This is a genomic window from Streptomyces sp. NPDC013455 (assembly GCF_040632975.1).
In the GTDB taxonomy this organism is placed as follows: Bacteria; Actinomycetota; Actinomycetes; order Streptomycetales; family Streptomycetaceae; genus Streptomyces.
In genome coordinates this window covers 48660-61504 of sequence record NZ_JBEYCX010000007.1, presented here as the reverse complement: position 1 = coordinate 61504, position 12845 = coordinate 48660, and the positions used below count along the sequence as shown (strand labels likewise).

Genomic DNA, 12845 nt, shown 5'->3' with positions numbered 1-12845 from the left:
GCGCGTGGCGGACAACGGCGAGTGAGGGTGTGATTGACACTAGCTTCAGCGCGGGTGGGTGTCCATAGGCTGTCGAAGCGCTTCGATACACCTTCCGCGCTCCGGCGGCCGGGCCCCCGGGCACCGTATCGGCCGTTCGGACGCGCGAGGGGTGGTGGGGGCGGCCCGTTTCGGGTACCAACGATCCAGTAGCACTGGTCGGTAACGAACGGTCCCCAGTCGTCCCCTTTCGCGACGAGGTGAGCCTCCATGTCCGCCACCACCACCCCACGCACCACCGTGACCGAGCGCGAGGCCCGCCAGGTGGCGGAGGCCGCCCGGCAGCAGGACTGGCACAAGCCGAGCTTCGCCAAGGAGCTCTTCCTCGGGCGCTTCCGGCTCGACCTCATCCACCCCCACCCGCTCCCCGACGAGGAGTCGGTGAGGCGCGGCGAGGAGTTCCTGGCGAAGCTGCGCGCCTTCTGCGAGACGGTCGTCGACCCGGCCCGCATCGAGCGCGAGGCCCGCATCCCCGACGAGGTCGTGGCCGGCCTGAAGGAACTCGGCGCCCTCGGCATGAAGATCGACCCCAAGTACGGCGGCCTCGGCCTCAGCCAGCTGTACTACAACAAGGCTCTCGCCCTGGTCGGCTCCGTCAGCCCCGCCGTCGGCGCGCTGCTCTCCGCCCACCAGTCGATCGGCGTCCCGCAGCCGCTGAAACTCTTCGGCACCCAGGAGCAGAAGGACGCCTTCCTGCCCCGCTGCGCGCGCACCGACATCTCCGCCTTCCTGCTCACCGAGCCGGACGTCGGCTCCGACCCGGCCCGCCTGGCCACCACCGCCGTACCCGACGGCGACACCTACGTCCTCGACGGGGTGAAACTGTGGACCACCAACGGGGTGGTCGCCGACCTGCTCGTCGTCATGGCCCGGGTGCCGAAGTCCGAGGGGCACAAGGGCGGCATCACCGCGTTCGTGGTGGAGGCGACCAGCGAGGGCGTCACCGTGGAGAACCGCAACGCCTTCATGGGGCTGCGCGGCATCGAGAACGGCGTCACCCGCTTCCACCGGGTGCGGGTCCCGGCCGCCCACCGGATCGGCCCCGAGGGCGCCGGCCTGAAGATCGCCCTCACCACCCTCAACACCGGCCGGCTCTCGCTGCCCGCGATGTGCGCCGGCGCCGGCAAGTGGTGTCTGAAGATCGCCCGCGAGTGGGCGGCCGAACGCGAGCAGTGGGGCAAGCCGGTCGCGCTGCACGAGGCCGTCGGATCGAAGATCAGCTTCATCGCGGCCACCACCTTCGCCCTGGAGGCCGTCCTCGACCTCTCCTCGCAGATGGCCGACGAGGACCGCAACGACATCCGCATCGAGGCCGCCCTCGCCAAGCTCTACGGCTCGGAGATGGCCTGGCTGATGGCCGACGAACTGGTCCAGATCCGCGGCGGGCGCGGGTACGAGACGGCCGAGTCGCTGCGGGCGCGCGGCGAGCGCGCGGTGCCGGCCGAGCAGATCCTGCGCGACCTGCGCATCAACCGCATCTTCGAGGGCTCGACGGAGATCATGCACCTGCTGATCGCGCGGGAGGCCGTGGACGCCCACCTGTCGGTCGCCGGCGACCTCATCGACCCGGACAAGTCCCTCTCCGACAAGGCGAGGGCGGGCGTGGGCGCGGGCGTCTTCTACGCCAAGTGGCTGCCGAAACTGGTCGCCGGTCCGGGCCAGCTGCCCACGTCCTACGGGGAGTTCCGGCACGGCGTCGACCTCTCCGGCCATCTGCGCTACGTCGAGCGCACCGCCCGCAAGCTGGCCCGGTCCACCTTCTACGCCATGTCCCGCTGGCAGGGCCGGATGGAGACCAAGCAGGGCTTCCTCGGCCGGATCGTGGACATCGGCGCCGAACTGTTCGCGATGAGCGCGGCCTGCGTCCGCGCCGAGCGGCTGCGCGCCGAGGGCGGCCACGGCCGGGAGGCGTACCAGCTCGCCGACGCCTTCTGCCGCCAGGCCCGCATCCGGGTGGAGGAACTCTTCACCCGGCTGTGGAACAACACCGACGACCTGGACCGCAAGGTGGTCCAGGGCGTCCTCGGCGGGGCCTACACCTGGCTGGAGGAGGGCGTCCTCGACCCCTCGGGCGAGGGGCCGTGGATCGCCGACGCGAACCCCGGCGCCACGACCCGCGAAAACGCCCGCCGTCCCTTCGGGGGTCAGCAGTAGGTGTCGCTCGGGTCCCGCGTCGTCCAGGAGCAGGTGTCGACCTTGGTGCCGCTCGCCTTGGTCAGCGTGGCCGTGTCCTTGTCGTTGTTCCAGACGTAGGCACGGCGGTCCTGGTACTTGTCCGACGCGGTGTCCGAGCCGCTGCCGGTGCGCACCTTCAGGTACTTCCCGGCGCCGAGCTTGACGCCCGGGAAGACGTACTTGTGGCCGGCGGCGTCCTTCAGCACCCAGCCCTTGAGCGAGACGGCCGAACCGCTGGTGTTCTTCAGCTGCACCCACTCGGCGTTCAGGCTCTTGTTGGAGCGGTTGTCCGTGCCGGGGCTGTCGAACCACACGTGGTGGATCCGTACGCCCCCGGCGGCCTCGGCCGGTGTGCTGAGCAGGGTGCCGGTGAGCAGGGCCGCGCCGGCGAGGGCGGGCAGGGCGGCGCGAAGGCGCGCAATACGCATGGAGAGATCCCCCCAAGGATGTCGTCCGCGAAGTCGTGCGGAATGCATTGCTATCACATGATCTTCACGGTGACTTCACAACGGGAAAACCGCTCCATCGAACGACGAAAGCCGTCGTTCCACCCGGCCGAGGGACGCACTGTCCCAGGCGTTGCCGCGTGCGGCGACAATGGGGGGATGACCGACAGTCCCGCCCGTCCGGCACCCCTCGCCGACCCGCACCTCGTCTACGACCCCGCCCCCGGGGACGGCCCCAAGGACGTGGTGATCCTCGGCTCCACCGGATCCATCGGCACCCAGGCCATCGACCTCGTGCTGCGCAACCCCGACCGCTTCCGGGTCACCGCCCTGTCCGCGAACGGCGGCCGGGTGGCCCTCCTCGCCGAGCAGGCGCACCGGCTGCGGGTACGGACCGTGGCGGTCGCCCGCGAGGACGTCGTGCCCGCGCTGCGCGAGGCGCTCCGTGCCGAGTACGGCGGCGCCGAGCCGCTGCCCGAGATCCTCGCCGGGCCCGGCGCGGCCACCCAGGTCGCCGCCTCCGACTGCCACACCGTGCTCAACGGCATCACCGGCTCCATCGGCCTCGCTCCGACCCTCGCCGCCCTGGAAGCCGGCCGCACCCTCGCGCTCGCCAACAAGGAGTCGCTGATCGTCGGCGGCCCGCTGGTCACCGCGCTCGCCGAGCCGGGCCAGATCATCCCGGTCGACTCCGAGCACGCGGCCCTCTTCCAGGCGCTCGCCGCCGGCACCCGCGCCGACGTGCGCAAGCTCGTCGTCACCGCCTCCGGCGGCCCCTTCCGCGGCCGGACCAGGGACGAGCTCGCGCACGTCACCGTCGGGGACGCCCTCGCCCACCCCACCTGGGCGATGGGCCCGGTGATCACGGTCAACTCGGCGACGCTCGTCAACAAGGGACTGGAGGTCATCGAGGCGCACCTCCTCTACGACATCCCCTTCGACCGCATCGAGGTGGTCGTGCATCCCCAGTCGTATGTCCACTCGATGATCGAGTTCACCGACGGATCCACCATCGCCCAGGCGACGCCCCCCGACATGCGCGGGCCGATCGCCATCGGTCTGGGCTGGCCCGAACGCGTCCCGGACGCGGCCCCCGCCTTCGACTGGAGCACCGCCTCCACCTGGGAGTTCTTCCCGCTGGACAACGAGGCGTTCCCCTCGGTGGACCTCGCCCGGCACGTGGGGCGGCTCGCGGGCACGGCCCCGGCGGTGTTCAATGCCGCCAACGAGGAGTGCGTCGCGGCCTTCCTGAGCGGCGCGCTGCCCTTCAACGGGATCATGGAGACCGTCACCCGGGTGGTCGAGGAGCACGGCACCCCGGTCACGGGAACCTCGCTCACGGTGTCGGACGTCCTCGAAGCGGAGACCTGGGCCAGGGCCCGGGCCCGCGAACTCACAGCCACGACGGCGACCGCGGAGGCGCGTGCATGACGACCTTGATGTTCATCCTCGGCATAGTGGTCTTCGCGGTGGGCCTGCTCGTCTCGATCGCGTGGCACGAGCTGGGGCACCTGTCCACGGCCAAGCTCTTCGGCATCCGCGTCCCGCAGTACATGGTCGGCTTCGGCCCGACCATCTGGTCGCGGACGAAGGGCGAGACCGAGTACGGCATCAAGGCCATTCCGCTGGGCGGCTACATCCGCATGATCGGCATGTTCCCGCCCGACGACGCCGGCCGGGTCACCGCCCGCTCGACGTCACCGTGGCGCGGCATGATCGAGGACGCCCGCTCGGCCGCCTTCGAGGAGCTCAGGCCGGGCGACGAGACGCGCATGTTCTACACGCGCAGGCCGTGGAAGCGCGTCATCGTCATGTTCGCGGGCCCCTTCATGAACCTGGTGCTCGCGATCGGCCTGTTCCTCGTCTACCTGATGGGCTTCGGCGTCCAGCAGCAGACCACGTCCGTCGAGTCCGTCTCGCCCTGCGTCATCGCCCAGAGCGAGAAGCGCGACACGTGCGCGAAGTCCGACCCGGCGTCCCCGGCCGCGGAGGCCGGCATGAAGGCGGGCGACCGGATCGTCTCCTTCGACGGCAGGCCGACCGAGGACTGGAACACGCTCTCGGACCTCATCCGCGACAGCGCCGGCCGGAACGTGACGATCGTGGTCGACCGCGAGGGCCGGGAACTGACCCTGCACGCGCACATCGCGGAGAACCTGGTCGCCAAGAAGGACGCCAACGGCAACTACGAGAAGGGCTACGTCAAGGCCGGCTTCCTCGGCTTCAGCGCCGCCCACGGCGTCGAGCGGCTGGACCTCGACGACTCGGTCACCTGGATGGGCGACCGGGTCACCGACGCCGTCGACTCCCTCGTCGCGCTGCCCGGCAAGATCCCGGCCCTGTGGGACGCGGCCTTCGGCGACGGCCCGCGCGAGCCGGACTCCCCGGTGGGCATCGTCGGCGCCGCCCGGGTCACCGGCGAGATCGCCACCCTGGACATCCCCGCCTCGCAGCAGGTGGCCATGTTCGTGTTCGTCCTCGCCGGCTTCAACCTCTCCCTCTTCCTGTTCAACATGCTCCCGCTGCTCCCGCTCGACGGCGGGCACATCGCGGGCGCCCTGTGGGAGTCGCTGCGGCGGAACGTGGCCCGGGTGCTGCGCCGGCCCGACCCCGGCCCGTTCGACGTCGCCAAGCTGATGCCGGTGGCGTACGTGGTGGCCGGGATCTTCGTCTGCTTCACCCTCCTGGTGCTGATCGCGGACGTGGTCAACCCGGTGCGGATCTCCTAGCCGCCCGACCTCCCCGAGCGGCCCGGAACCCCGCGGTTCCGGGCCGCCTTCCATCGGGTGGGTTTCCGGGTGGGATGTGCTGAGGCCCGCGCCGGTGCCGTAATCTCGAAGCCTGGAGCCCGCCGCTGAACGGGACCGGCCTTGATCCACGACTTGGGGTTGCACAGCAGATGACTGCGATTTCTCTCGGCATGCCGTCCGTTCCGACCAAGCTCGCCGAGCGCCGCAAGAGCCGGCAGATCCAGGTCGGAACCGTGGCGGTCGGCGGAGACGCGCCCGTCTCGGTCCAGTCGATGACCACGACCCGCACCTCGGACATCGGCGCCACCCTGCAGCAGATCGCCGAGCTGACCGCGTCCGGCTGCCAGATCGTCCGCGTCGCCTGCCCCACCCAGGACGACGCCGACGCCCTCGCCACCATCGCGCGCAAGTCCCAGATCCCGGTGATCGCGGACATCCACTTCCAGCCCAAGTACGTCTTCGCCGCCATCGAGGCCGGCTGCGCCGCCGTCCGCGTCAACCCCGGCAACATCAAGCAGTTCGACGACAAGGTCAAGGAGATCGCGCGGGCCGCCAAGGACCACGGCACCCCGATCCGCATCGGCGTCAACGCCGGCTCCCTCGACCGGCGCCTGCTCCAGAAGTACGGCAAGGCCACCCCGGAGGCCCTGGTCGAGTCCGCCCTGTGGGAGGCCTCCCTCTTCGAGGAGCACGACTTCCGCGACATCAAGATCTCCGTCAAGCACAACGACCCGGTCGTGATGATCGAGGCCTACCGCCAGCTCGCCGAGCAGTGCGACTACCCCCTCCACCTCGGCGTCACCGAGGCCGGCCCGGCCTTCCAGGGCACGATCAAGTCGGCCGTCGCCTTCGGCGCCCTGCTCTCCCAGGGCATCGGCGACACCATCCGCGTCTCCCTGTCGGCCCCGCCCGCCGAGGAGGTCAAGGTCGGCATCCAGATCCTGGAGTCGCTGAACCTGCGCCAGCGCGGCCTGGAGATCGTCTCCTGCCCCTCCTGCGGCCGCGCCCAGGTCGACGTCTACAAGCTCGCCGAAGAGGTCACCGCCGGCCTGACCGGCATGGAGGTCCCGCTGCGCGTCGCCGTCATGGGCTGCGTCGTCAACGGCCCCGGCGAGGCCCGCGAGGCCGACCTCGGCGTCGCCTCCGGCAACGGCAAGGGCCAGATCTTCGTCAAGGGCGAGGTCATCAAGACCGTCCCCGAGTCCAAGATCGTGGAGACCCTCATCGAGGAGGCCATGAAGCTGGCCGAGCAGATGGAGAAGGACGGCGTGACCTCCGGCGAGCCGTCGGTGTCGGTGGCGGGCTGAGCCTTCCGGCCCCGGCGGGGCCGCACCCCGGCCCCGCGCCGGCCCGCGGCCGGGCCGCCGGCGGCCTCGCCCGACCGGCGGCCTCGCCCGACCGGCGGCCACGCACGACCGGCGGCCACGCACGACCGGCGGCCACGCACGACCGGCGGCCGCCCGAGGACCGGAGCCCCCGAACTGGAGGGCGCACGGCACAGGCGGCGCGGCTATAGTGCGGGGACCAGCAGAACCCCAGGGTGAGGCCCCGCACGTGTTGACCCAGACCACCTCACGGGTGCTCGAACCGAGTGACCTGGACGCGGCACTCGCCGTCCTCGACCGCGAGCCGGTCGCGAACGCCTTCGTGACCTCCCGCGTCCGGATCGCCGGCCTCGACCCCTGGCGGCTCGGCGGCGAGATGTGGGGCTGGTACGAGGACGGCATGCTCACGTCCCTGTGCTACGCGGGCGCCAACCTCGTCCCCATCTGCGCCACCCCGCGCGCCGTCCGGGCCTTCGCCGACCGCGCCCGCCGGGCCGGCCGCCGCTGCTCCTCCATCGTCGGCCCCGCCGGACCCACCGCCGAGCTGTGGCGGCTGCTGGAGCCGCACTGGGGCCCGGCCCGCGAGGTCCGCGCCCGTCAGCCGCTGATGGTCACCGACCGCATGCCCGCGGACATCGCGCCCGACCCGTACGTCCGCCGCGTCCGCAAGGACGAGATGGAGACGATCATGCCGGCGTGCGTGGCGATGTTCACCGAGGAGGTCGGCGTCTCCCCGATGGCCGGCGACGGCGGCCTGCTCTACCAGGCCCGGGTCGCCGAACTCGTCGGCTCCGGCCGCTCCTTCGCCCGCGTCGACGACCAGGGCAGGGTCGTGTTCAAGGCGGAGATCGGCGCGGCCACCTCCCATGCCTGCCAGATCCAGGGCGTCTGGGTGGCCCCCGAGTACCGCGGCCGCGGCCTGGCGGCCCCCGGTATGGCGGCGGTCCTGCGCTACGCCCTGGCCGATGTGGCCCCCGTGGTCAGCCTGTACGTCAACGACTTCAACACGGCGGCGCGCAGGACGTACCGCAGGGTGGGGTTCCAGGAGGTCGGAGCCTTCATGAGCGTTCTCTTCTGAGGGGGGCCCTGTACGCTCCCCGCATGGACCTCGTGATCGGCACCTTGGACCTCTCAGCCCACGTCGACGAGGCCCTCGCGGTCCAGGCCCTGGCGTTCGGCCTGGGCCAGGAGGAGGTCTCAGTACGCCGCCAGATCGTCCTGCGCCACATGCAGTACACCGGCGCCAGGGCCTTCGGGGCGACTGCGGGCGGACGCCTCGTCGGATTCGTCTACGGCATGCCCAACAGCCGCACCCACTGGTGGTCCACCGTCGTCGAGCCCTACCTGCGGGCGGGCGGCAACGACTTCTGGCTGGACGACTCCTTCGTCATCACCGAGCTGCACGTCCACCCCAACCACCAGAACCGCGGCATCGGCCGGCGCCTGATCACCACCATCACCGACACCGCCGACGAACCCCGCTCGATCCTCTCCGCGATCGACACCGACAGCCCCGCCCGCGGCCTCTACCACTCCCTCGGCTACGTCGACCTCGCCCGCCGGGTCCACTTCCCGAGCGCCCCGCGGCCGTACGCCGTGATGGGCGCCCCGCTGCCCCTGCGCAGGCGCTAACCGATTTCCACCGGCCCAGCCCGCCCGGCTAACCTCCTGCCAGCACCTCCCCCACTCCCGGCCTCGCCCGAGCGGGGGGACCACCACCCGGCAGGAGTACGAGAACGATGGTGAACGCACCGGTCCAGCGCATGTCCCAGTTGATGGCGAAGACGCTGCGCGACGACCCGGCGGACGCCGAGGTCCTCAGCCACAAGCTCCTCGTCCGCGCCGGCTACGTCCGCCGCACGGCCGCCGGCATCTGGAGCTGGCTGCCCCTCGGCAAGAAGGTCCTCGCCAACGTGGAGCGGATCGTCCGCGAGGAGATGGACGCCATCGGCGCCCAGGAGGTCTCGCTCCCCGCCCTGCTGCCGCGCGAGCCCTACGAGGCCACCGGCCGCTGGGAGGAGTACGGCCAGGAGCTGTTCCGGCTCAACGACCGCAAGGGCGGCGACTACCTCCTCGGCCCCACGCACGAGGAGATCTTCACCCTCCTCGTCAAGGACCAGTGCACGTCCTACAAGGACATGCCGGTGATCCTGTACCAGATCCAGACCAAGTTCCGCGACGAGGCCCGCCCCCGCGCCGGCATCCTGCGCGGCCGCGAGTTCCTGATGAAGGACTCGTACTCCTTCGACCTGGACGACGACGGTCTCGCCCGCTCCTACGCCCTGCACCGCGAGGCGTACCAGCGCGTCTTCGCGCGCCTCGGCCTGGACTACCGCATCTGCGCGGCCACCGCCGGCGCCATGGGCGGCTCCAAGTCCGAGGAGTTCCTGGCCCCCGCCGAGGCCGGCGAGGACACCTTCGCGGACTGCCCGAACTGCGACTTCGCCGCCAACACGGAGGCGATCACCTACGAGCTGAAGCCGGTCGACGGCTCGGCGGTGCCGGCGCTGGAGGAGATCCCCACCCCGGACACCCCGACCATCGAGACGCTGGCCGCCTCGCTCGGCGTCCCCGCCTCCGCCACGCTGAAGAACCTGCTGGTCAAGGTGGACGGCGAGATCGTCGCCGTCGGCGTGCCCGGCGACCGTGAGGTGGACCTGGACAAGGTCGAGGCGCACTTCGCCCCGGCCGCCGTCGAACTGGTCACCGAGGCGGACTTCGCCGGCCGCCCGGACCTGGTCCGCGGCTACGTCGGCCCGCAGGGCCTGGGCGAGAAGGTCAGGTACATCGCCGACCCGCGGGTGGCCCCCGGCACCGCCTGGATCACCGGCGCCAACAAGGAGCACACGCACGCCAGGAACGTCGTCGCCGGCCGGGACTTCGAGGTCGACGCGTACGTGGACGTCGTGGTCGTCCAGGACGGCGACCCCTGCCCCAAGTGCGGCACCGGCCTGAAGCTGGACCGCGCCATCGAGATCGGCCACATCTTCCAGCTGGGCCGCAAGTACACCGACGCCCTCAAGCTCGACGTCCTCGGCCAGAACGGCAAGCCGGTCCGCGTCACCATGGGCTCCTACGGCATCGGCGTCTCCCGCGCCGTCGCCGCGCTCGCCGAGCAGAGCGCCGACGACAAGGGACTGGTGTGGCCCAAGGAGGTCGCCCCGGCGGACGTGCACGTCGTGGCCGCCGGCAAGGCGCTCCAGACCGAGCTGGCCCTCGACGTCGCCGGGAAGCTGGCCGCCGCGGGCGTCCGCGTCCTGGTGGACGACCGGGCCGGGGTCTCCCCGGGCGTGAAGTTCACCGACTCCGAACTGATCGGCGTCCCGCAGATCCTGGTCGCCGGCCGGCGGGCCGGCGAGGGCGTGCTGGAGCTGAAGGACCGCCGGACCGGCGAGCGCGAGGAGCTGACGGTCGAGGACGCGATCGCCCGCCTCACCGCCTGACGCCCTGACCGCCCCGGGTGGACGGCGGCCACGCCCCGGCGTACCACCGCCCACCCGGGAACGCAGTCCCCGGGCGAGCCGCTCCGCCGTCCGGGTGGGCCGGTCCGCCGTCGGGGCGAGCCGGTCCGCCGTCGGGGTGGGTCGCTCCGCCGTCGGGGCGAGCCGGTCCGCCGTCCGGGTGGGTCGCTCCGCCGTCGGGGTGGGTCGCTCCGCCGTCGGGGCGAGCCGCTCCGCCGTCGGGGTGGGTCGCTCCGCCGTCGGGGCGAGCCGGTCCGCCGTCGGGGTGGGTCGCTCCGCCGTCGGGGCGAGCCGCTCCGCCGTCCGGGTGGGTCGCTCCGCCGTCCATGTGGGCCGGTCCGACGCCCGGTTGGGCCGACTCAGGTGTTCAGAGCCAGCTCGCGAACTCCAGGAGCAGCTCGGCGTCCCTCTCGCGGCCGACCCGCCGGGCCCGGATGCCCGACTCCACCGCCCGGAACAGCGTCCAGCCGCGCAGCCGTTCCTGGTCCACCTCCAGGGACTCCGCGAGCCGCTTGATCCGGCGCCGGGTGATGGCCGGCCCGGACGGCGCCGCGATCAGGTCCTCCACCCGGTCCCGCACCAGCCGCGCCAGGTCGAAGGCGCTCTCGCCGACCACCGGGTCCGGGCCCACCGCGAGCCAGGGCGTCCGCTCCCCGGCGAGCACCTTGCTCTGCCGGAACGTGCCGTGCAGCAGCAGCCGCGCGGGCGGCGCGGCCAGCAGCTCCTCGCGGGCCGCGAGCGCCGCGTCGACCAGCGGCGCAGCCTCCGGGTCGGTCCCGGCACCGGCCCGCATCGCCACCGCCTGCCGCCCGGTGCGCTCCTCGACGGTCTCGAACACGCTCCCGGCCGGCGGCTCGACCCACAGCCTGCGCAGCGTCCCCGCCGCCTCCAGCAGCGCCTTCGCCTCCGGCAGCGAGCGCACCGACACATCCGGGTGCAGCCGCTCCAGCAGCAGCACCCCGTCGTCGGGCTCCGTCTCCAGCAGCTGTACGGCGCCCAGCCCGCCCCAGTGCGCCAGCGCCGCCCGCTCGCTCTCCGGGCGGGCCCGCGGCGGGGCCAGCTTCAGCACGGCCGGGGTGCCGTCCGCCCGCCGCACCAGCACCACCAGGCTGCTGCGCCCGCCCGGCACCTGTACCCGCTCGACGGTCAACTCGCGCCGAGCGACGGCCCGTCCGGCCGTCTCGGGCAGCCGCGCCAGCCAGTCGTCCCCGGCCGGTGCCGTCTCACCGAGCGCCCGCACCAGGCGCTGCGGCGGTTCGAAAGCCATGCGCGAGTCGTTCCCTTCCTGTCCTGTCCTGTCCTGTCCTGTGCGACCCGGTCGTGTCCTGTCCGGTCCGGCCGGTCCTGACGGGTCCTGTCCGGGGTACCGCCCGCCGGCCCGGGCCCGTCCTCGGGTGGTGCCGTCCGGCCGGTCCGCCGTACGGCACGGTCGTGCGTGCCCCCGGTGGCGGGTCCCCGCCGCCGGCTACCGCGCCGGCGCGGTAGCCGACGGGGCCGGACCGGCCTCGCCCGCCTGCTCGCCGGACCGCTCGCCGAGCCCAGGGAAGGCTACGCTCTCCCCGCTCCAGCGCACCGCCCGGACCGCGGCCTCCCGCAGCGCCCCGGCCGCGTCGGCCCGGCGCGCGCCGGTCGCCGCCCGCACCAGGTCCGAGTAGACCCCGGCCACCCGTTCCTCCAGCCGCGCGGCCAGCCGCGCCGCAGTCGGCCCGTCCTGGACCGGGAACGGCAGCGCGTACGCGGCGCTCGCCGCGACCGGCGTGCCGCCCAGGTCGCGCACCGCGCGCACCAGCGCGTCCCGGCGCGCCCGGTGGGCGTCGTACGCCGCCCGGGCCTCGGCCCGGCGCCGCTCGCCGACCCGCCCGCCGACGACCCCGTACGCGTACACCGCCGCGTGCTCGGCCGCCAGGGCCGCTTGCAGCGCGCTCATCTCGGCCGGCTCGTCCCGCCCGGTCGCGTCGCTCATCCGGCCCCCTCCGTCAGCAGGCACGCGTGCGCGGCCCCGGCCGCCGCCACCGACGCCAGCACCCGCGCCAGCTCGCCCGGCACCTTCAGCAGGTCCGCGCCGCGCCGGTCGGCGAGGGCGCGCTCTGCGGCCGCCAGCGCGGCGACGGCGTCCTTCTCGGTGGCCGGCACCGCGGCCGGTGCCGCCGAGGACCGCTCGGGCGTGGGCGTGGGCGTGGGTGCGGGTGCGGACGCCGTACCGTCCTCGAAGGCCGCCGCGTGCGCGGCGACCTGTGTCCGCAGCGGCCGCAGCCGCTCCGCCAGCCCGGGATGCGCGGCCAGCACGGCGTCGTAGCGCTCCAGCAGCCCCCGGCTGTCCCGCGCCGCACGCGCGCGTGCCCGTTCCGTGGCCGACGGACCGTCGTCGCCGGCGTCCGCGCCGTCCGAGCAGCCCGCGAGGCCCGCCGTCAGGGCGGCACCGGCGGCCGTGGCCAGCAGGGTTCTTCTGCGCGGCCCCGGAGGGATGCGCGGCGATGGGGGGTACGGCACGGCTGACGTCCTCGGGGGCTCGTACGAACACACGGGCGGGAACGCCGGCCCGCCGTGATCACGGTACCCGCGCTTCCCCGCGACGCATGTCACCGGCTCAGCGGACCCGCCTGGGGTACGCGGAACGGTGCCGGCCGCGGCCGGCACCGCGCGGACGCG

General features: G+C 73.2%; 11 protein-coding genes. 7 read left to right on the top strand and 4 right to left on the bottom strand.

Annotation, left to right across the window (positions count from 1 at the left end; all coding sequences use genetic code 11):
• Window positions 1-249 precede the first annotated feature (249 nt).
• The gene (locus ABZ576_RS13840; RefSeq protein ID WP_360739659.1) at window positions 250-2193 is read left to right on the top strand and encodes an acyl-CoA dehydrogenase family protein; all 1944 of its coding nucleotides are present in this window, start codon (window positions 250-252) and stop codon (window positions 2191-2193) included.
• Here ABZ576_RS13840 and ABZ576_RS13835 read toward each other — a convergent pair.
• The gene (locus ABZ576_RS13835; RefSeq protein ID WP_360739658.1) at window positions 2184-2642 is read right to left on the bottom strand and encodes a lamin tail domain-containing protein; all 459 of its coding nucleotides are present in this window, start codon (window positions 2640-2642) and stop codon (window positions 2184-2186) included. The genes ABZ576_RS13840 and ABZ576_RS13835 overlap by 10 nt on opposite strands.
• Window positions 2643-2819: 177 nt before the next feature.
• Here ABZ576_RS13835 and dxr point away from each other — a divergent pair, with 177 nt between their 5' ends.
• The 6 genes from dxr (at window position 2820) to ABZ576_RS13805 (ending at window position 10178) form a co-directional block, all read left to right on the top strand.
• Window positions 2820-4091 carry a 1-deoxy-D-xylulose-5-phosphate reductoisomerase gene (gene dxr, locus ABZ576_RS13830; protein WP_360739657.1) on the top strand — a complete coding sequence of 424 codons (1272 nt, stop codon included), beginning with the start codon at window positions 2820-2822 and terminating at the stop codon, window positions 4089-4091.
• Between the two features lie 8 nt (window positions 4092-4099).
• A complete protein-coding gene (locus tag ABZ576_RS13825) occupies window positions 4100-5389 on the top strand; it encodes a M50 family metallopeptidase (RefSeq protein ID WP_360740054.1) in 1290 nt (429 codons plus the stop codon).
• Between the two features lie 170 nt (window positions 5390-5559).
• Complete coding sequence (gene ispG / locus ABZ576_RS13820; protein ID WP_360739656.1) at window positions 5560-6717, top strand: flavodoxin-dependent (E)-4-hydroxy-3-methylbut-2-enyl-diphosphate synthase; 1158 nt, start codon at window positions 5560-5562, stop codon at window positions 6715-6717.
• 247 nt (window positions 6718-6964) lie between these two features.
• The gene (locus tag ABZ576_RS13815) at window positions 6965-7813 is read left to right on the top strand and encodes a GNAT family N-acetyltransferase (protein WP_360739655.1); all 849 of its coding nucleotides are present in this window, start codon (window positions 6965-6967) and stop codon (window positions 7811-7813) included.
• A gap of 23 nt (window positions 7814-7836) precedes the next feature.
• Window positions 7837-8367: a GNAT family N-acetyltransferase gene (locus tag ABZ576_RS13810; RefSeq protein WP_360739653.1), complete on the top strand. Its 531-nt coding sequence runs from the start codon at window positions 7837-7839 to the stop codon at window positions 8365-8367.
• Window positions 8368-8474: 107 nt separating this feature from the next.
• Window positions 8475-10178, top strand: coding sequence for a proline--tRNA ligase (locus ABZ576_RS13805; RefSeq protein WP_360739652.1), 1704 nt, complete (start codon window positions 8475-8477; stop codon window positions 10176-10178).
• Window positions 10179-10563: 385 nt separating this feature from the next.
• Here the strand turns inward: ABZ576_RS13805 and ABZ576_RS13800 are convergent, their stop codons facing one another.
• From ABZ576_RS13800 to ABZ576_RS13790, 3 genes are all read right to left on the bottom strand, one after another.
• A complete protein-coding gene (locus tag ABZ576_RS13800; RefSeq protein WP_360739650.1) occupies window positions 10564-11463 on the bottom strand; it encodes an aminoglycoside phosphotransferase family protein in 900 nt (299 codons plus the stop codon).
• 198 nt (window positions 11464-11661) lie between these two features.
• Window positions 11662-12159, bottom strand: coding sequence for a ferritin-like domain-containing protein (locus ABZ576_RS13795; protein ID WP_360739649.1), 498 nt, complete (start codon window positions 12157-12159; stop codon window positions 11662-11664).
• On the bottom strand, window positions 12156-12686 hold the full coding sequence (locus ABZ576_RS13790; protein ID WP_360739648.1) for a hypothetical protein: 531 nt from the start codon (window positions 12684-12686) through the stop codon (window positions 12156-12158). The genes ABZ576_RS13795 and ABZ576_RS13790 overlap by 4 nt, the downstream gene beginning before the upstream one ends.
• Between the last annotated feature and the right edge of the window lie 159 nt (window positions 12687-12845).

Bases quoted from the DNA above. Each gene is read 5' to 3' on its own strand.
- ABZ576_RS13840 (WP_360739659.1), top strand. From the start codon at position 250: ATGTCCGCCACCACCACCCCACGCACCACCGTGACCGAGCGCGAGGCC.
- ABZ576_RS13835 (WP_360739658.1), bottom strand. From the start codon at position 2,642: ATGCGTATTGCGCGCCTTCGCGCCGCCCTGCCCGCCCTCGCCGGCGCG.
- dxr (WP_360739657.1), top strand. From the start codon at position 2,820: ATGACCGACAGTCCCGCCCGTCCGGCACCCCTCGCCGACCCGCACCTC.
- ABZ576_RS13825 (WP_360740054.1), top strand. From the start codon at position 4,100: ATGTTCATCCTCGGCATAGTGGTCTTCGCGGTGGGCCTGCTCGTCTCG.
- ispG (WP_360739656.1), top strand. From the start codon at position 5,560: ATGACTGCGATTTCTCTCGGCATGCCGTCCGTTCCGACCAAGCTCGCC.
- ABZ576_RS13810 (WP_360739653.1), top strand. From the start codon at position 7,837: ATGGACCTCGTGATCGGCACCTTGGACCTCTCAGCCCACGTCGACGAG.
- ABZ576_RS13805 (WP_360739652.1), top strand. From the start codon at position 8,475: ATGGTGAACGCACCGGTCCAGCGCATGTCCCAGTTGATGGCGAAGACG.
- ABZ576_RS13800 (WP_360739650.1), bottom strand. From the start codon at position 11,463: ATGGCTTTCGAACCGCCGCAGCGCCTGGTGCGGGCGCTCGGTGAGACG.
- ABZ576_RS13795 (WP_360739649.1), bottom strand. From the start codon at position 12,159: ATGAGCGACGCGACCGGGCGGGACGAGCCGGCCGAGATGAGCGCGCTG.